Below are 18,702 nucleotides of genomic sequence, written 5' to 3'. Positions count from 1 at the left end.
TCAACTCCTTAAATGAAATTACTCGGTCAAGATTATTTGACTGAATTGTATCAAGGATTTCAATTATTTTCAATACTTTCTGAAAATTAAATCTTACCCTCTGTAATCTTCTGTTCATATTCCGTTCATATTTCTTTTTTATGATAAGTGCATAGAAAGAAAGAGGAAGGAGCGAGCGAAATGTTTTTAGCTCTGCGTGAATTAAAACAATCAAAATTACGATACGGATTAATCGGATTGATTATGGTGTTATTATCATTTTTAGTCCTTGTTATTTCAGGATTAGCAAATGGATTATCATATGATAATGCTTCATCGATTCAAAATATGGAGGCAAATAAGTTCGTTTTAGCAGATGATGCGGAAAATAAATTACTTCGTTCACAAATTAAGAAAGACGATGTAGATAACGTAGTAAATCAAGTAGGTGACAAAGAGGCAGTTCCGTTTCGTGTGAAAGTTTCAACATATGAAAAGAAAGATAGTTCGAAAAAGGTTGATATCGCTATTTTCTCAAGCGAACGAGATTCATTTTTAGAACCGAACATTGTAAAAGGTGAGAAATTAGGTACAGCAAACAACGAGATGGTTGCTGATGAATCGATTAAAGAGAAGGGAATCGATATTGGAGATACAATTATCGATCCTGTTTCAAAGAAAGAATTTACAATCGTCGGATTTACGAAAGATCAAATGTTTAGCCATACACCAGTCGTTTATGTAAATGAAGATGTATGGGGATCTATTTCACAACCAAACCAAAAAGATTATAGTGCAATTGCACTTAACACAGATAAAGAAATTAAAAATGCTCACGTTATCGATAAAAAAGAAGTACTGCAAAGTATTCCAGGATTTAAAGAAGAGCAAGGAACATTAACGATGATCATTGCGTTCTTACTTGTGATCGCTGCGTTATTAATTGGTGTATTCTTCTATGTTATTACACTACAAAAAACACAGCAATTAGGTGTATTAAAAGCAATTGGTACAAAGAACTCATATTTAGCAAATAGCTTAGTCGTACAGGCGTTATTCTTATCAGTCGTTGCGATGGTAATTAGTATTGTTCTTGTACAAGGGTTAGAACAAATTTTACCAGCGGGTATGCCGTTCTTATTAACAACACCGATGATTGCACAATACGCAGCAATCTTTATCGTAATTAGTATTTTAGGAACACTTATTTCGTTATACCAAGTATTAAAAGTTGATGCATTAGAAGCAATTGGAGGCGGGATGTAATGACTTCATTATTGAAATTAGACAAAGTAAGTAAAGTGTACGGAGAAGGGAATACGGAAGTAACAGCCCTTCATCCGATGTCGCTTGATGTGAAAGCTGGAGAGTTTATCGGAATCGTCGGTCCTTCTGGATCAGGGAAAAGTACATTATTATCAATCGCGGGTGCACTATTATCACCGTCAAAAGGGGATATTTACATTCGTGAGCAAAATATTACGAAGCTATCAGAAAAGGAAATGACAGACATTCGTTTGAAAAAAATCGGCTTCATTTTCCAGTTTGCAAATCTTGTTCCATATTTAAATGTGAAAGAACAATTGCTTTATATTGCAAAGCTAAAAAAAGAAAGTAAACAAGAATCAGAAAAGCGTGCGGATCATTTATTAGCGGCATTTGGATTAGGAGAAAGAAAAAATCATTATCCAAATCAACTATCTGGCGGGGAAAAACAAAGGGTAGCAATTGCTCGTGCGTTCATGAACAACCCAGATTTAATATTAGCGGATGAGCCAACGGCAAGCTTAGACTCAAAACGCGCACGTGAAGTTGTTGAAATGATGAAACGTGAAGTGAAAGAGAGCCAAAAAGCAGCGATTATGATTACACATGATGAAAGAATGCTTGATGTATGTGATCGTATATTGACGCTGAGAGATGGACAGTTAATATAAAGAAAAAGGCCAACCGTACATGCGGTTGGCCTTTGTATCATTGTTTTTAATAAGTATAATGGCTTCATTTTGAGAATAAGGTTTTAATTTTATTGCGTGTTACTAATAAAATCCCGCCTAATACAGATAGCATTCCTAGAGCCATATTGTTTGATTGCTCGCTACCAGCGTTAGGAAGTTCTTTAGCGTTATTGTTTTTAGTACCATTATCTGCTTGCGTTTGTTTAGACTGTGATACTTCATTAATCTTGTTATCAACATTTTGCTTCGTTGTATGTAACTCAGCTAATTTGTCGTCAATTTTTTTCTCAGTATGCTTAAAGTCGTTAATTTTAATATCTAAGTCTTGTTTTTTCTTTGTTAAATCGTCTGAAACAGTTTGTTTCGATTGTTTAATTTCGTTAATTTTATTTAGTAAATCTTCTCTAGCCTTTTGTAATTCAGCTAGTTTGTTTTTTACATCTTGTTTAGCTAGTTCTAAGTTAGCAGAAAGACTGTCTAAATTGCCTTTAATTTTCTTAAGTTCCTCTAACGTGTTACCAGTATTCGGCTTGTTTTCTTTTAGTTCAGCGAGTTTGTCTTCAGCAGTTTGTTTCGCTTTTTTTAACTCAGCTAATTTTTCATCTACTTGTTTTTTAACTTCCTTAAGTTCATTAACCTTTTGATCAATGTTCTCTTTATGTTGCTTCATTTCATTCACTTTTTCATCGACAGTTTGTTTATGTTCTTTAATCTCATTCACTTTGTTATCGATATTTTGCTTATGCTCTTTTACTTCAGCAACTTTATCTTCCACTTGTTTTTTATGCTCTTTAATTTCAGCGATTTTATCTTCGGCGATTTGTTTGTCTTGCTGAAGTTTTGCATCTAACTCTTGTTTATGTTGTTTAATCTCGTTAATTTTTTCATCAGCAACTTGTTTACGTTCATGTAGTTCATTCACCTTCGTATCAACATTTTCCTTAACCTTGTTAAGTTCATTCAATGTTTGATCCACGTTTTCTTTGTGTTGCTGCAATTTCGCATCTAACTCTTGTTTATGTTGCTTAATTTCAGCTAATCGATCTCCCGTACTTTGCTGAGGAGTAGCATCATTTACTTCCGCATGAGCAGGGTTCGCGCCAGCAATCATTGCTAAAGCTAGTGTAGACGCAGCGATTGTTTGTTTTGTTTTCATATTTTTGTACCTCTTTTCTTTCATATGCATGAACTGTTTTGTGTAAAAATGAGCATATAGAAGTAGATTATCTTATTATTATATACTATGTTAGGCGCTTAGAGGAAGGATTTGCATAATAATCTATGATTATGTAATTTTTATAATCTCTTATTTAGGGTAGGGGATAAACCTTTAGCTAGATGAACAATTTCTTCTATAGTAAAGCTTACATCTTTATTATTGCGAATAACAAACAAATAATCAGCCTCGTTTTCTACAGGATCTACCACATTATCGTGAAGTGATTCAGTTTGTTGTCGATCAAGTACTTCTTTGAAACTAGAATATCCACCTCTAAAAATATTCGTACTTCGCGTGCTTCGAGCCACTCTTTCGTAAAGTACATCATCTGGAATGTCAAAATGAACTAATATGCGTACATATTCATTCTGTGGAAATAATTCGTTTAGTAAATAGAATCTTCCGTTTTTACTGCGATTGGAATTACAAATAATAAGGTGTAAATTTGTATGTTCTTTCGCATAATCAACAATGAATTTTGAAAGACTGTGCTTAAATGTATTAGCACCTTCAGCCGGCTGTAATTTTTCATAATGCGTGTTAATAAATTCAGCTTGATTATCTTGATCCATAACGAAAGAGTGGGGTAACTCTTTTTCTAATGCTCTTGCAAATGTAGTTTTTCCACTGTGTGTTTTTCCAACTGTAATGATGACTAATCTTTTCATGACGCCCTCCATTTGTATTGTTATGAACTGGAATATTCGGTGTAGATCGAAATCTTCCTGCTAGAGATTACACAAATTATTGGAGCGTTAGTAGGCTGAAAACTTGACAAAAAAACTTATTTATGCTATAATTTACCAATATAAAAATAAGGTGTATAATAGGGTTCTCCTGGCCAGGGGAACCCTATTTTTGTTGTGAAAATGAAGGAGAGTGTATGTGCGTGAAACAAGGTGAAGCAAGTGTAACGTCGTTAGTATCAGCTTTCAGCAGGGCATATCATAGTGAATTTGATAATCCGAAAATCTTTGATGATTATGTAGCTAAAGAGTTCATTTCGCCAAAAGAACGAATTAATATTGAAACGAATATGGTTCAAGGAATACATTTCTTCAATACAGACATTGCACAGCAGTTTCAAGATAATCCACAAGAAATATTAAAATGGATTACACAAGTGCAATTATCACCAACACCTTTAGCACGTGCTGCATATTGTGAAAGAGTATTACTACATGAAATTACATTAGGAGCGAAACAATACGTCATACTCGGTGCAGGCTTAGATACGTTCAGTTTTAGACACCGAGAATTGGAAAATAAAATAGAAATATTTGAAGTGGATCATCCTTCTACGCAGGTGTTTAAGAAGGAAAGAATAAAAGAAACAGAACTTGAAGTTCCAAAAAACCTTCATTTTGTTTCAATGGATTTTACGAAAGGATTTTCCTATGAACAGTTAAGCAATGAAGGATTTGAACATAAAAAGACTTTCTTTAGCCTTTTAGGTGTTACGTACTATTTAACGAAAGAGGAACTTGCTAGTTTAATAGAGTGCTTGTTTGAGATAGTTCCAGTAGGGAGTTCTATCGTTTTCGATTATCCCGATGAAAACTTGTTTACAGAAAAGGGACTGTCCAATCGAGTTGAAAATATGGTGAAAATGGCTGCGGTAGGCGGAGAACCGATGAAATCATGTTATTCTTATGCTGAAATGGAAGCACTGTTAGAGAAGGCGGGCTTACTCATTTATGAGCATTTATCACCAGAGGATGTTAATGCATTATATTTTGAAGGACGAAACGATTATTTGAAAGCTTTTGAGACGGTGCATTATGTACATGCGGTGAAAAGATAAGAAATTAGTAGGCATGGAGAGGAATCTCTGTGTCTTTTTTTATAAAAAAGGAAATGAGCTGTAGTGGTGGAAAATATAATTATAAATATATAATATCTATAAATTAATGTCTTGTAGAAACTAAAGGAAAGGGGAAATAGAAGATGTTGAAATTACGAGGAAAATACAATGAAGCGAAAGTGTATACTTCGAATGTAGAAGAAACGGCAGCAGGTCAAATTATTGATCTTTGTAACCAAGAATTTGTAAAGGATAGCAAGATTCGTATTATGCCAGATACACATGCGGGCGCAGGTTGTACGATTGGGACAACAATGACGATTCAAGATAAAATTGTTCCTAATTTAGTCGGGGTTAACTAATCGGCTCAGACTTTAAACTACTCACTCAATTGACTGGGAACCCTAACGATAAAAGGCGAGGGCAATCAGCAGCCAGTGGTTATGGTGACATAATCGAATGGTTCAGAGACTTGTACCATGTTAGCAGACTAAGGTACAGAATTATTCCTCATCCATTTTGAATTGAAGAGGAATAATTAATACGGTGAGCCTACAGTAGAGACTGCATATCTCGATGACTGTAGAGAAGGTATAGTCCACTCTTTCAGGAAACTGAGAGGTAAGTACGATATTGGTTGTGGCATGGAAGTTGTGATGATTAATAAGAAAAAAGAGGAAATCAATTTCGATCACTTAGACGAAACGATACGTAAATTTGTCCCAAGTGGTTTTCGTATTCGAGATAAGGAACATCGATTTTCAAAAATGATTGATTTTGATAGTGTAAGAGCCCCGTTTACATTGCAACGTGCTCAAAAAAGTATTGGTACACTTGGCGGGGGCAATCATTTTTTCGAACTGAATGAGGATGATAAAGGAAATGTATACATTGTCATTCATAGTGGTTCGCGTAATTTAGGGAAACAAGTAGCAGAGTATTATCAAAACTTTGCTTACGAGCAACTTATAAACGTTAAATCTATTAAAGAAGAACTGATTGAGCGTTTAACGAAAGAAGGTAGACAACAAGAAATACATGAAGCTTTACGTGAAATTAAGAAACCGGTGATTCGCAAAGAATTAGCTTATTTAGAAGGACAAGGATTTAAAGATTACATGAATGATATGAAAATTGCACAAAAATATGCGGAGTTAAATCGTAAGGCAATGATTGATGAAATCGTCACTAAAATGGATTGGAAAGTAACAGATCAATTCACTACAATTCATAACTACATCGATATGGAAAATATGATTCTACGAAAAGGTGCTATTTCAGCTCAGAAAAATGAACGAGTAATCATTCCAATCAATATGAGAGATGGTTCAATCATTGCATTTGGTAAAGGAAATCCAGATTGGAACTTTTCTGGCCCTCATGGAGCAGGGCGTATTATGAGTCGCAAGAAGGCGAAAGAAGTACTTAACTTAGAGGATTTTCAAAATACAATGACAGAGGTTTGGACTACATCTGTTGCAGAAAGTACTTTAGATGAAGCACCAATGGTATATAAGCCAATGGATGAAATTATTGAGAATACAAAAGAAACAATTGATATTAAACATATTATTAAGCCACTTTACAATTTTAAGGCTAATTAAAAGAGGAGTAACGTTTATTAAAGAAAGAGAACTTGAAAAGATAGCATATTTTGTGGCGGTTATATAACAGAGATTAAAAAGACAACATATTAAACTAAGAGATTCATCATATTCATTTACATTTATGTAATGTTAAAGACTAGAAAGCTATATTGGCGCGAATTGCTAATTGTGGGGTGTGAAAAAAGACAAAATCTCTTAAAAAACACTTAATTTTTTACTCCATCTATCTTTACAATCCCTCTTTATAATGTGAATTGGACAAGCACCTAAGAGAAAGCAGAACATGTCAGTTTGTACATTCTATTATTAGGGGGAGAATTTGTATGAAAAAGACAGTTGCTTCGTTAGCAGTTATGGCGGCATTATTACCGACGTTTTCAGTGCATGCGGAAGGGAAAGAGCAAGCCCGAAAATCAGCTACAACTTTTAATGTTATTAGTGATATTCAAGGGGATTTAGGGGATTTTGATCATGTGCTAAAAGATATGAACAAAGTGACGCCACTTTCTAGAGCGCTTATTATGAATGGGGATATAACGCCGACTGGACAACAGTCACAATATGATGATGTAAAGCGTGTGTTAAATAAAAATAAGCATCCAGAAAATGTATGGTCTACTGTTGGGAATCATGAGTTTTATGCTGGTAAATGGACAGCGGATGGGAAACTCTCTCAAAGTACATGGCCAAATGGTGTAACTGAGGAAACTTTATTTAACCGCTATCTGAAATTTAGTGGACAAGAAAAGGTATATCATAAAAAAGAATTAGATGGTTATCCGCTTCTATTTTTAGGGACGGAAAAATATATGAAATACCATGATTCAAAAATGTGGGATGAAGTATATATGAGTGATGAGCAACTAGGTTGGCTAAAACAAAATTTAGAAGAGTACAGCCAAAAAGATAAAAATAAACCAATTTTCATTTTCTCTCATCACGTTTTACCTGATACAGTATCTGGATCAAGACAATCACCATATTTACAAGACTATTTAAACGTTGATAAATTGTACGATATATTAAAAGACTATCCGCAAGTTGTTTTCTTTACGAGTCATACGCATTGGGATTTAAACTTACCGGACTGGGCTGGTAAAAAGAAAATTGCAGGCGGAGATAAAAAAGGATTTACTGTTGTAAATACGGGCGGGATTGAAACGGGCTGGATGTCGGCTGGACCAAATGGAGGAGAGAGGACTGCTCCTGATGGCTATTCATTTAAACAAGGGTTGCAAGTGAAAGCATATGGTAACGATGTAATTGTGACAGCTTACGATTACAAACGTGATAAGGATATAAAGAAGTTATTAATTAGTGATTCAAAAATTGCGCAGATGGCACCAAATGTAACAGCAGATGATAGTAAAAATATAATTGTCGGTGCAACTGAATATATGGAGTACACTATAGAAGGAACGAATGAGTGGCATACGTATAGTAAAGCAAATCCTCCGAAATTTGATGGAGATAAAGTCGTATACGTACGTCATAAAGGTGAAATGAATTTAGAGCCGGGATTAACGCAGTTACTTCGTTTTTCGGTAAATAAGTGATTGGAGGGAGTCTGCATTTGAATGTGTGGGCTCTTTTTTTGTTGGCGAGAAAGGGGTTGCCTGTTTGTCGTTTTTTGTCGATAGATCGATATATTAAGAAAATCGTTGATATACTGCAAGTTACGATCGATATATTTGAAAAATCGTTGATATATTGTAAGTAATGAACGATATATTTAAAAAATCGTTGATATAAATTTCATGTACCATAATTAAGTTAAAAGCATTAATACGGTTTTACTTATCAAAATGAAATTCTAATACATTTTTAACCGAGAAAGATGACTTCACCATTTTTACGTGTAATAATAGTAACGTTACATATATTGTGAAAGAAGTACAAAAGGAGCGTTACAATGAATTTAGCTAAATTCCCGAGAAAAAAATATACAGAATCATATACACCAATTGAAAAGTTAAACAATTTTTCTGAAGCACTTGGTGGTCCGACTATTTATTTTAAACGAGATGATTTACTTGGTTTAACAGCCGGTGGCAATAAGACGAGAAAATTAGAATTTTTAGTTGCAGATGCACAGGAAAAGGGTGCAGATACGTTAATTACAGCTGGTGGTATTCAGTCAAATCATTGCCGCCTGACACTGGCAGCTGCGGTAAAAGAAAAAATGAAATGTATTCTTGTATTAGAGGAAGGGCTTGAGCCAGAAGAGAAGAGAGACTTTAACGGAAACTATTTCTTATATCACTTATTAGGTGCTGAGAATGTCATTGTTGTACCGAACGGAGCAGACCTGATGGAAGAAATGCATAAAGTAGCAAAAGAAGTAAGTGAAAAAGGTAGTACACCATATGTAATTCCAGTTGGTGGATCAAACCCTACGGGCGCAATGGGATACGTTGCTTGTGCCCAAGAAATTATGGCGCAATCATTTGAGCAAGGAATTGATTTCAGTTCAGTTGTTTGTGTAAGTGGAAGCGCTGGTATGCATGCTGGTTTAATTACTGGTTTTTCTGGAACGCAAAGCCATATTCCTGTAATCGGGATTAACGTAAGTAGAGGAAAAGCTGAGCAAGAAGAGAAAGTAGCAAAACTTGTAGATGAAACTTCAGCACACGTTGGTATTCCAAACTTTATCCCGCGCGACGCTGTTACGTGCTTTGATGAATATGTAGGACCAGGCTATGCGTTACCAACGCAGGAAATGGTAGAGGCAGTTCAGTTACTTGCGAAAACAGAAGGTATTTTACTTGATCCAGTGTATACAGGTAAGGCAGTAGCGGGATTAATCGACTTAATTAGAAAAGGTAAATTTAATAAGGAAGACAATATTTTATTCGTACATTCAGGTGGTTCACCAGCTTTATATGCGAATACGTCTCTATTTGCGTAAGTGTAAAAAGCATTGGGTATCCAATGCTTTTTTGTTATATACTGGACTATTTGAGCTGCGGACCAATTCTATCACTTTAATTAACTAAAAGAAGAATTTCCCCATCCCGATTAGACTACTAATCATTCCTATTCCACTCATGGTGCTTTTTCCTGCTGTAAATAAGTTTCCAAGCATTCCTAGCTGACCGTTACCTCCGTTATTTCCCCATCCCATTGGGGCCCACGGACTACCCCATCCCATTGGGGCCCACGGACTACCCCATCCTGGAGGGTTTCCAAAAACACCCGAGTTATTGGTATTGATATGAAAAGGCTTGGCTGGCGGAGATAATAAAGCGGCAAGATGACCTTGTGCAAACATCCCTGCATGATTGAATGGTTGGGCCCAGGGGAAGGGAGGTTTTTGAAAATTAAAACCTGCATGGCCTGGTAATGGAGTCCAATTGGCAGGATGACCTTGTGGTATTATCCCTGCATAATTGATTGGCTCCTGCCCCCAAGAGAAGGGAGGAGGTTGGGGATTGAATCCCGTATAATTGGCTGATGAATCCCAACTAACTGGATAGACTCGATAACTCCAATTCTCAGGAATCTTCAAATCATTCATTACCTTAGATTTAGTTATTTCGGGCTGTGAATATAATGAAATTTGGTTAGTATATTGTTCCCCGTTTCCCTTTGAATTCAAATACCAATATTGGTGCATACGCTTATTCTCCTCACTTTAAAAATGTAATGTTAGACTTAGCCTATGTAATATTCCTTTTTATGGATGGTTACATAACTAGATCTACAAGCCTGTATTTAAAGGAATGGGTGTGTGGACTTGTTGATTTAAAGTTTCACTTTATTTTAGAAGGGGATTTTCAGTTGCTTATTTTGTGTATTTCAGCCTAATTTGAATTCCGTTAACAAACGTTTTTATAAAGGTTTAATCAACAAAAAGATTTTAAAATGGTATGTTGAGCAAGTGGAATTGCTAAAAAGAGAATATCCATTCGAAGAGTTTGGCAAAATACTGCAAGGGTAATGTTTTCTTGTGCAAATATGTAAACGATTTAAACGAATCAATGAAATTTATAATGAAGGGGCAATTAAATATATGAGTGAAACATTACATAAAAGAAAACCACCATATGTAATGCTTGTAATCCTTTTTATTGGGGCATTTGTTTCATTTCTAAATAACTCGCTTTTAAATGTAGCCTTGCCATCAATAATGAAAGATTTAGACATTCAAGATTATTCAACGATCCAGTGGCTTTCTACAGGGTATATGCTTGTAAGTGGTATATTAATTCCGGCATCAGCATTTTTAATAACGCGTTTCTCGAATAGAAGCCTATTTATTACATCTATGTTGATTTTTATTCTTGGTACTGCCTTAGCGGCTGTAGCGCCGAATTTTGGTTTATTACTTACTGGTCGGATGGTTCAAGCGGCAGGCTCTTCAGTTATGGGACCTTTGTTAATGAATATTATGCTAGTAAGCTTTCCGAGAGAAAAAAGGGGAACAGCAATGGGGATTTTTGGACTAGTTATGATTACAGCTCCAGCAATTGGGCCGACACTATCAGGTTATATTGTAGAGTATTATGACTGGCGTTTACTTTTTGAAATGATTTTACCTTTAGCAATCATTAGCTTACTGTTAGGGATTTGGAAATCTGAGAATGTCATGAAACAAAACAAAAATGCAAAACTTGATTATCTCTCATTACTATTATCTTCTGTCGGTTTTGGCGGTTTGTTATATGGATTCAGTTCTGCAAGCTCCGATGGCTGGACGAATAAAGTTGTCTTAACAGCCTTAATCATAGGCGCTATTGCCTTAATTGCTTTTATTATCCGTCAATTAAAAATGGATGAGCCGTTATTGGATTTACGTGTTTACAAGTACCCAATGTTTGCACTTGCGTCTGTAATTGCAATTGTCAACGCGGTGGCCATGTTTTCGGGTATGATTTTAACACCAGCTTATGTACAAAACGTCCGTGGTATTTCGCCGCTGAGCTCTGGGCTGATGATGCTTCCAGGTGCGGTAATAATGGGGATTATGTCACCAATTACAGGTAAACTATTTGATAAATATGGTCCTCGGATTCTTGGCATAGTAGGGCTTTCCATTACAGCTGTTTCAACTTATATGTTGGCAAGTCTGCAAATTGACTCTAGTCATACACATATTATTCTTATTTATACACTCCGGATGTTTGGGATGGCGATGGTGATGATGCCACTTATGACAAATGGTCTTAATCAATTGCCAACTCGTTTAAATCCGCACGGTACAGCTGTTAATAATACAGCTCAACAAGTGTCCGGTTCGATTGGTACTGCTATTCTTGTTACGATTATGAATTCTGTAACAAAAACAAAAGCTGAAAGTTTAATGTCTCATATAGATCCAACAACCTTCACAGAAACTACGAAGGCAATAGTAACTCAAAAGGCTTTATTATCCGGAATTCAGTATTCATTCTATGTAGCGCTTGGCATGAATGTTGTTGCACTACTATTAGTTTTTTTCGTTAAACGTGTAGATACAAGTGCGGAAGCCGTCGAGAAGTTAAATCGGTAGAGAAGAATAAAACGTTAGATAAAGATTCCTACAAGTTTTTTTGCTACTAAGGCGTCGGTATTTAAAATGGGAAAAGAACTGAAAGAAGCAGTGACATAATTATATAGTGAAAGAGGACCTGATGTTCATATCAGGTCCTCTTTCATTAGTAGCACGGTATACTTGCTTATTGTAGTGGTTTAACTAAACCACTGATTTTTCATATACTACAATCTTAAGCTCGTCAACTTCTCTATTTTGGGGTGTTTTAGAAGAAAATGAATCAAAATAATCATTTTTATGAACAAATACAAGAGATGAGATCCGTTTGCAATTTCTCATAAACATTACAAGTTTAGATTATCTTTTAATACCAACATTAAAAGGCTCCAACTATATTTATTCGCTTCATTTTAATTTAGTATTTTTCTACAAGTTATAAATCTAATTGCCAAGCTTATACGCAATATCATAATCATGAATAGTTAGGGAAAAGATAAAATAAGGTAATCAATTACATATCTTTATTTCATGCTTTTTTGAAAGGGTGTTTTTAATGGAAAAAAAAGTATCTGCCATTCCTCAGCCGAAAACATATGGACCGCTGGGTAATCTCCCATTAATCGATAAAGATAAACCGACCCTATCCTTTATCAAGATAGCGGAAGAGTATGGTCCCATTTTTCAAATTCAAACTTTAAGTGATACCATCATTGTCGTTTCTGGACATGAATTGGTAGCAGAAGTCTGTGACGAAACACGGTTTGATAAAAGTATAGAGGGTGCTTTAGCAAAAGTTCGTGCCTTTGCTGGGGACGGATTATTTACTAGCGAGACTCACGAGCCTAACTGGAAAAAAGCTCATAATATTTTGATGCCTACATTTAGCCAACGGGCAATGAAAGATTACCATGCCATGATGGCCGATATTGCTGTACAACTCGTTCAAAAATGGGCACGGCTTAATCCGAATGAAAACGTGGATGTTCCGGAGGATATGACTCGTCTTACGTTAGATACAATTGGTCTATGTGGTTTTAATTACCGATTCAATAGCTTTTATCGTGAGACACCTCATCCTTTTATTACTAGCATGACCCGTGCTCTAGATGAGGCGATGCACCAATTACAGAGGCTGGATATAGAAGACAAACTCATGTGGAGAACGAAACGTCAATTTCAGCATGATATCCAATCTATGTTTTCTTTAGTAGATAATATTATTGCTGAACGTAAAAATAGTGGAGATCAGAAAGAAAATGATTTACTTTCCCGTATGTTAAATGTGAAGGATCCGGAAACTGGTGAAAAATTAGATGATGAAAATATTCGTTTTCAAATTATCACTTTTTTAATAGCTGGGCATGAGACAACAAGTGGATTGTTATCTTTTGCAATTTACTTTTTATTAAAGAATCCGGATAAATTGAAAAAAGCCTATGAAGAAGTAGACCGTGTTTTGACAGATCCTACTCCAACATACGAACAAGTTATGAAACTGAAGTATATACGGATGATTTTAAATGAATCGCTACGTCTATGGCCTACCGCTCCAGCATTCAGTCTCTATGCAAAAGAAGATACAGTGATTGGCGGGAAATACCCAATTAAGAAAGGAGAAGATCGTATTTCTGTTCTTATTCCACAGCTACATAGGGATAAAGATGCATGGGGAGACAATGTGGAAGAATTCCAACCTGAACGATTTGAAGAGCTGGATAAGGTTCCTCATCATGCTTATAAGCCATTTGGAAATGGCCAGAGAGCATGTATCGGTATGCAATTTGCACTTCATGAAGCCACTCTTGTAATGGGAATGCTTCTTCAACATTTTGAATTAATCGATTATCAAAACTATCAGCTGGACGTAAAACAAACATTAACGCTAAAGCCCGGTGATTTTAAGATTAGGATTCTACCTCGAAAACAAACTATTAGTCATCCTACTGTTCTTGCACCTACAGAGGACAAGCTGAAAAACGATGAAATTAAGCAGCACGTCCAGAAGACACCTTCTATTATTGGGGCCGATAATCTTTCACTTCTTGTTCTGTATGGCTCGGATACAGGTGTAGCAGAAGGTATTGCAAGAGAATTAGCAGATACAGCTAGTTTAGAAGGAGTTCAAACGGAAGTGGTAGCTCTTAACGATCGAATTGGAAGTTTGCCAAAAGAAGGAGCGGTACTTATTGTGACTTCTTCTTATAATGGAAAACCGCCAAGTAATGCAGGGCAGTTTGTGCAATGGTTGGAGGAACTAAAACCAGATGAGCTAAAAGGGGTTCAATACGCAGTTTTTGGTTGTGGAGATCATAATTGGGCTAGTACCTACCAACGGATTCCAAGATACATTGATGAGCAGATGGCTCAAAAAGGAGCAACAAGATTTTCTAAACGCGGAGAAGCAGATGCAAGTGGTGATTTCGAGGAACAGCTCGAGCAATGGAAACAAAACATGTGGTCTGATGCGATGAAGGCATTTGGATTGGAGCTCAACAAAAATATGGAAAAAGAGCGCAGTACTTTGAGTCTGCAATTTGTCAGTCGTCTTGGAGGATCTCCTCTTGCACGAACATATGAAGCAGTGTATGCATCTATACTAGAAAATCGTGAACTCCAATCATCCAGCAGTGATAGAAGTACACGACATATCGAGGTATCTTTGCCAGAAGGCGCTACATATAAAGAAGGAGACCACCTTGGAGTGTTGCCAGTTAATAGCGAGAAAAATATCAACCGAATTTTAAAACGTTTTGGATTAAATGGGAAGGATCAAGTTATACTGAGTGCAAGTGGACGAAGTATAAATCACATACCTTTAGACAGTCCTGTTAGTTTATTGGACCTTCTTAGTTATAGTGTTGAAGTTCAAGAAGCTGCCACTCGAGCACAAATACGAGAAATGGTAACATTCACAGCATGTCCTCCTCATAAAAAAGAATTGGAAGCATTATTAGAAGAAGGAGTTTACCATGAACAAATACTAAAGAAACGGATTTCAATGTTGGACCTTCTTGAAAAGTATGAGGCTTGTGAAATCCGATTTGAACGCTTTTTAGAACTTCTTCCTGCGCTCAAACCGCGTTACTATTCTATTTCAAGCTCTCCACTCGTTGCACACAATCGTCTGAGCATTACGGTCGGTGTTGTTAATGCGCCTGCATGGAGTGGGGAAGGGACATATGAAGGAGTCGCTTCTAATTACTTAGCTCAGCGTCATAATAAAGATGAGATTATCTGTTTCATTCGAACGCCACAATCAAACTTTGAATTACCTAAAGATCCAGAAACACCAATTATTATGGTGGGGCCAGGTACTGGAATTGCACCATTCCGTGGATTCTTGCAAGCGCGTCGTGTTCAAAAGCAAAAAGGTATGAACTTAGGACAAGCACATCTATATTTTGGTTGTCGTCATCCTGAAAAAGATTATCTCTATCGTACAGAACTAGAAAATGATGAAAGAGATGGATTAATCTCTTTACACACAGCATTTTCTCGTCTAGAGGGACATCCAAAAACATATGTACAGCATTTAATAAAACAAGATAGAATCAATTTAATTTCGTTATTAGATAATGGAGCTCATCTTTATATATGTGGTGATGGAAGTAAAATGGCTCCGGATGTAGAAGATACCCTTTGTCAAGCATATCAAGAAATTCATGAAGTAAGTGAACAAGAAGCAAGAAATTGGTTGGATCGTGTGCAAGATGAAGGGCGATACGGAAAAGATGTTTGGGCTGGTATATGAATGTTTCTTAATTAGATACATATTAACTAATGAACTTCTTTCGAATAAATTTCACTTTATTAGTATAGTGTATTTAGATGAATAGTGATTAACCAGACTATTTAGTATCTACTAAATAAAAAACAGGACCTGATATGCATCTATCAGGTCCTGTTTCACATAGACATTATACATCGATATTTTCTACACATTATCAATGTTTGTAATGTAGTTAGCCTTTTGGGTCAGCGATAAAATCAGATATTATTTTTTCGATATCGAAAGGAATAATCCCTTTATTCAAAGAGAAAATAGTTTCTGCTTCTTCGATGTCTTGAACGAGTTCACCTCTAGCTTCAATATGTAATCGGAACAAGTCATATAAATTCGGTTTAACTAAATTAGTTAAAGCCTTTCCAACTAGTATCATACCTTTTTGATTAGCTTCGATGGTATTATCATAAGTTAGATCTCTTGTAAGAGACAAATCTGTCCAAGTCAATTTTCGTTCCTTTAAGTCTACAATAACTGGAATAGAGATTTGGGTGTCGGCAGTAATATCCACTTTATCTTGAACAGTAGAAGGTTCAAATATTTCACCTGAACCAGGATATTGACGAACCATCCAACCAGTAAAGCATTCTGGTAAATCTTTATATGGTTGGTCTGTGTAAGAAAGCAAAGTCATAACTACATAGCGTCCACCATATTTCAGCACAGACGGAATATCGAAATCAATGAATTCAGATGCCCCCTTTGGTGCAGAAGTAATATCTCCGCTATGGTAGGCTTTGAAATTTTTTGAACGTAAGTTCGTGAAGGAGACATGTTCTTTGTATTGCCAATCTTCGTCGTACATTGCAGCAGATAAATCAATGTCAACGCGTCCTGTATGTTGTCCATTCACATAGCCTTCTTTCCACCATAGGAAAAAACGAATCGTATCTCCTTCTGGCAAATCTACTTTACTCCCTCGAGATAATGTACGAAGCGCTTTGCTGGCTGAACGTTGAGAGAAGGGAACTAAGTGATTTTTTAACTGTTCATCCAAAAATACTTTTCCGAGACTTGGAAGTTCTGCGAAGCGATTTTTTAAAGTATCTTCACACATTTTTACAATCATTAAACAAATATCCTCTGAGATAAATGGAAGTGTATTTTCAATACCTATAGCTTTTGCTACATTTCCCTTTGGAAAAAATGTACGAAATTCATTTTTATCATTTCGATGCTTAAAATGAGCCGTGAGTTGAAGTAATACAGGAGTAGAAACGTTTCCGATTATACTTAGAAACTCTTCGAGAATATTGAAAATATCTGTTGACTCATTACTACATAAACGGATTAAATGATCCAAGCGTCTGGCAAATTCCCCAGGGCGAGTTTTTAAAAGGTTTTTTGCTGTCATGATATCACCATTCAACAAAGCTGCTTCTATTTTTCCATTAAATGTTTCAACTTTAATGTTGTTGCGAAGAATCTCAAATGCTCGGTGGGTTTTTGGGAAACGAGTATGATATTCTGCTGGATGAAGAATTTCACCTAAACGAATCCAACGTTTTTTGTATCGAAGCATATCTTCTGTAATGTTTCCGCATTGCTCTAACAATCCTAAAAGGAAGCGTCTTTCTGCTCGGTTAAACTTCTTGAATCGAACGGAGGATGCTAAACTCACATCGCCTTCAGATAAAGCAACTGCAAGGCGAAGAACATCAGTTGCCGTTTTAAAATACTTTGCAACAGCATCGGCTGATATTTTTCTGTTTATTAATAAAACCCCAATTATAAAAGACATATTTTCCTTATGAGGAATTACATTAGGTAGAAAACAGGAAACATCTTCAGTGTGTGTAATAGCCCATTCTACATCTGTCTTATCAGTTGAGGAAATAGAGCTGTTTGCACGAATCAATTGAGAAATCATTTGATTGAAATCTTCTTCACTTCCTAAGTCAATAACTTTCAAATCAACGCTATCTAAAAGAGGAAGTCGTTCTTCAACTTTTGATATAGGCAGGCGCAACGTCACATAATGAATAACGGCATTGATGTATAAATCAGCGTCACTTAAATCCATCATTTGTTGCGGAAAGTTTGGATACATAGGAGTAAACTGAATATGTGCACCAACCATTTCTTTTAAATGTTTTACCAACTCTTTGTAAAACGATGTGAATGCATCAACCGAAAGTGTTTGCAACTCTTCTATTAAAGGCTCAGAAAAAGTAAATCCTAAACTTTCCAAGTTTTTTAAAACAGTGGCTAAATACATGTTCGGTAGTTTATTTTCTTCTCTTTTTATAATTACTTTCAAACTTCTTCTTATATAAATAGAATTTTTCATGAGAACGCCGATTATTCACTCCTTATAAAAGAGGGGAATAGTCCGACTGTCCTCCTTTCAGTGGTAGATTTTTATTTTTATATGTATAAACACACTAATTGTAGAAAAATGCACAGAGGGTATAAAGCTATTTTTTAGTGAAAAATTAGGGGTATAACATTTAGTTGTTAAGTGGTAATTTGTTAATTAAGAAAAGAAAACCTCTACATCAATGGTTGATAAACTAAAGTTTATTCAATCCCAAAGAAGAAAGAGGTTTTATAGTCTAATTATTTTTCATAGGGAATTGACAACTCTAAAACAATTTGAAATTTCTACAAAGAAGGAAGAATTGTCATAGCCTATGTGTTTAGCAGGAAAGTAACATCCCTATTTCGCCAAAGAAGTTAGAAGGAAGGAACGTCATAGCCTGCTCTATTAGTATATTCTCATGCGAAGAGCAATTCAAGTATACTGTCTGATTTTTTATATTTTTCTTAAAGACCTGCGGTAGTATGTCAACTGAAAAATAATATCTTTTGAAGTTATCAAAGGACAAATTGCTTAAAAAAGACATCACGAAACTAGACCAGTATTTTATGTAAAATA

13 protein-coding genes are annotated in these 18,702 nt (G+C 35.7%); 9 read left to right on the top strand and 4 right to left on the bottom strand.

All coding sequences use genetic code 11. The annotated features are described in order from the left end of the window. The first annotated feature begins 180 nt into the window (after positions 1-180). Both MR168_RS20815 and MR168_RS20810 read left to right on the top strand, forming a co-directional pair. Positions 181-1,245, top strand: a complete 1,065-nt coding sequence (locus tag MR168_RS20815; RefSeq protein ID WP_006922800.1) for an ABC transporter permease — start codon at positions 181-183, stop codon at positions 1,243-1,245. Continuing rightward, positions 1,245-1,916, top strand: coding sequence for an ABC transporter ATP-binding protein (locus MR168_RS20810; protein ID WP_000202606.1), 672 nt, complete (start codon positions 1,245-1,247; stop codon positions 1,914-1,916). The genes MR168_RS20815 and MR168_RS20810 overlap by 1 nt, the downstream gene beginning before the upstream one ends. Positions 1,917-1,980: 64 nt before the next feature. Here the strand turns inward: MR168_RS20810 and MR168_RS20805 are convergent, their stop codons facing one another. After that, entirely contained in the window at positions 1,981-3,093 is a 1,113-nt protein-coding gene (locus MR168_RS20805) for an LPXTG cell wall anchor domain-containing protein (RefSeq protein WP_086412420.1), read from the bottom strand. A 140-nt stretch (positions 3,094-3,233) separates the two neighbouring features. Continuing rightward, complete coding sequence (locus MR168_RS20800) at positions 3,234-3,824, bottom strand: AAA family ATPase (RefSeq protein WP_086412421.1); 591 nt, start codon at positions 3,822-3,824, stop codon at positions 3,234-3,236. Between the two features lie 215 nt (positions 3,825-4,039). On the opposite strand from MR168_RS20800, the gene MR168_RS20795 reads away from it, so the two are divergent. The 5 genes from MR168_RS20795 to cuyA all read left to right on the top strand — a co-directional run bounded on the left by MR168_RS20795 (position 4,040) and on the right by cuyA (position 9,475). Next, a complete protein-coding gene (locus MR168_RS20795) occupies positions 4,040-4,960 on the top strand; it encodes a class I SAM-dependent methyltransferase (RefSeq protein ID WP_086412422.1) in 921 nt (306 codons plus the stop codon). A gap of 143 nt (positions 4,961-5,103) precedes the next feature. Further along, positions 5,104-5,322: an RtcB family protein gene (locus tag MR168_RS20790; RefSeq protein ID WP_012593282.1), complete on the top strand. Its 219-nt coding sequence runs from the start codon at positions 5,104-5,106 to the stop codon at positions 5,320-5,322. Positions 5,323-5,604: 282 nt separating this feature from the next. After that, entirely contained in the window at positions 5,605-6,564 is a 960-nt protein-coding gene (locus tag MR168_RS20785; protein ID WP_086412423.1) for an RtcB family protein, read from the top strand. Positions 6,565-6,890: 326 nt separating this feature from the next. Further along, the gene (locus MR168_RS20780; protein WP_086412424.1) at positions 6,891-8,123 is read left to right on the top strand and encodes a DUF4073 domain-containing protein; all 1,233 of its coding nucleotides are present in this window, start codon (positions 6,891-6,893) and stop codon (positions 8,121-8,123) included. 356 nt (positions 8,124-8,479) lie between these two features. Next, positions 8,480-9,475: a D-cysteate sulfo-lyase gene (cuyA, locus tag MR168_RS20775; RefSeq protein ID WP_001046603.1), complete on the top strand. Its 996-nt coding sequence runs from the start codon at positions 8,480-8,482 to the stop codon at positions 9,473-9,475. Between the two features lie 84 nt (positions 9,476-9,559). Here cuyA and MR168_RS20770 read toward each other — a convergent pair whose 3' ends face one another. Next, positions 9,560-10,183 (bottom strand): hypothetical protein, encoded by a 624-nt coding sequence (locus tag MR168_RS20770; RefSeq protein WP_242291470.1) that lies wholly within the window; start codon positions 10,181-10,183, stop codon positions 9,560-9,562. Positions 10,184-10,579: 396 nt separating this feature from the next. Between MR168_RS20770 and MR168_RS20765 the strand changes: the two genes are divergently transcribed. Both MR168_RS20765 and cypD read left to right on the top strand, forming a co-directional pair. Further along, the gene (locus MR168_RS20765; protein WP_086412426.1) at positions 10,580-12,058 is read left to right on the top strand and encodes a DHA2 family efflux MFS transporter permease subunit; all 1,479 of its coding nucleotides are present in this window, start codon (positions 10,580-10,582) and stop codon (positions 12,056-12,058) included. 535 nt (positions 12,059-12,593) lie between these two features. Further along, a complete protein-coding gene (cypD, locus tag MR168_RS20760; protein WP_086412427.1) occupies positions 12,594-15,791 on the top strand; it encodes a bifunctional P-450/NADPH--P450 reductase in 3,198 nt (1,065 codons plus the stop codon). Between the two features lie 211 nt (positions 15,792-16,002). On the opposite strand, the gene MR168_RS20755 is transcribed toward cypD, so the two are convergent. Next, on the bottom strand, positions 16,003-18,114 hold the full coding sequence (locus MR168_RS20755) for a TerD family protein (protein WP_140159403.1): 2,112 nt from the start codon (positions 18,112-18,114) through the stop codon (positions 16,003-16,005). Between the last annotated feature and the right edge of the window lie 588 nt (positions 18,115-18,702).

It is taken from the genome of Bacillus cereus group sp. BfR-BA-01356, from assembly GCF_022663635.1.
GTDB classification, from domain to species: Bacteria; Bacillota; Bacilli; order Bacillales; family Bacillaceae_G; genus Bacillus_A; species Bacillus_A cereus.
Note: the sequence above shows the minus strand (reverse complement) of the source record. Positions and strands in the feature narration are given on the sequence as shown.

What these genes read in the sequence shown, in the direction of transcription:
- MR168_RS20815 (WP_006922800.1), top strand. Translation starts at nt 181, where the DNA reads ATGTTTTTAGCTCTGCGTGAATTAAAACAATCAAAATTACGATACGGA.
- MR168_RS20810 (WP_000202606.1), top strand. Translation starts at nt 1,245, where the DNA reads ATGACTTCATTATTGAAATTAGACAAAGTAAGTAAAGTGTACGGAGAA.
- MR168_RS20805 (WP_086412420.1), bottom strand. Translation starts at nt 3,093, where the DNA reads ATGAAAACAAAACAAACAATCGCTGCGTCTACACTAGCTTTAGCAATG.
- MR168_RS20800 (WP_086412421.1), bottom strand. Translation starts at nt 3,824, where the DNA reads ATGAAAAGATTAGTCATCATTACAGTTGGAAAAACACACAGTGGAAAA.
- MR168_RS20795 (WP_086412422.1), top strand. Translation starts at nt 4,040, where the DNA reads ATGTGCGTGAAACAAGGTGAAGCAAGTGTAACGTCGTTAGTATCAGCT.
- MR168_RS20790 (WP_012593282.1), top strand. Translation starts at nt 5,104, where the DNA reads ATGTTGAAATTACGAGGAAAATACAATGAAGCGAAAGTGTATACTTCG.
- MR168_RS20785 (WP_086412423.1), top strand. Translation starts at nt 5,605, where the DNA reads ATGGAAGTTGTGATGATTAATAAGAAAAAAGAGGAAATCAATTTCGAT.
- MR168_RS20780 (WP_086412424.1), top strand. Translation starts at nt 6,891, where the DNA reads ATGAAAAAGACAGTTGCTTCGTTAGCAGTTATGGCGGCATTATTACCG.
- cuyA (WP_001046603.1), top strand. Translation starts at nt 8,480, where the DNA reads ATGAATTTAGCTAAATTCCCGAGAAAAAAATATACAGAATCATATACA.
- MR168_RS20770 (WP_242291470.1), bottom strand. Translation starts at nt 10,183, where the DNA reads ATGCACCAATATTGGTATTTGAATTCAAAGGGAAACGGGGAACAATAT.
- MR168_RS20765 (WP_086412426.1), top strand. Translation starts at nt 10,580, where the DNA reads ATGAGTGAAACATTACATAAAAGAAAACCACCATATGTAATGCTTGTA.
- cypD (WP_086412427.1), top strand. Translation starts at nt 12,594, where the DNA reads ATGGAAAAAAAAGTATCTGCCATTCCTCAGCCGAAAACATATGGACCG.
- MR168_RS20755 (WP_140159403.1), bottom strand. Translation starts at nt 18,114, where the DNA reads ATGAAAAATTCTATTTATATAAGAAGAAGTTTGAAAGTAATTATAAAA.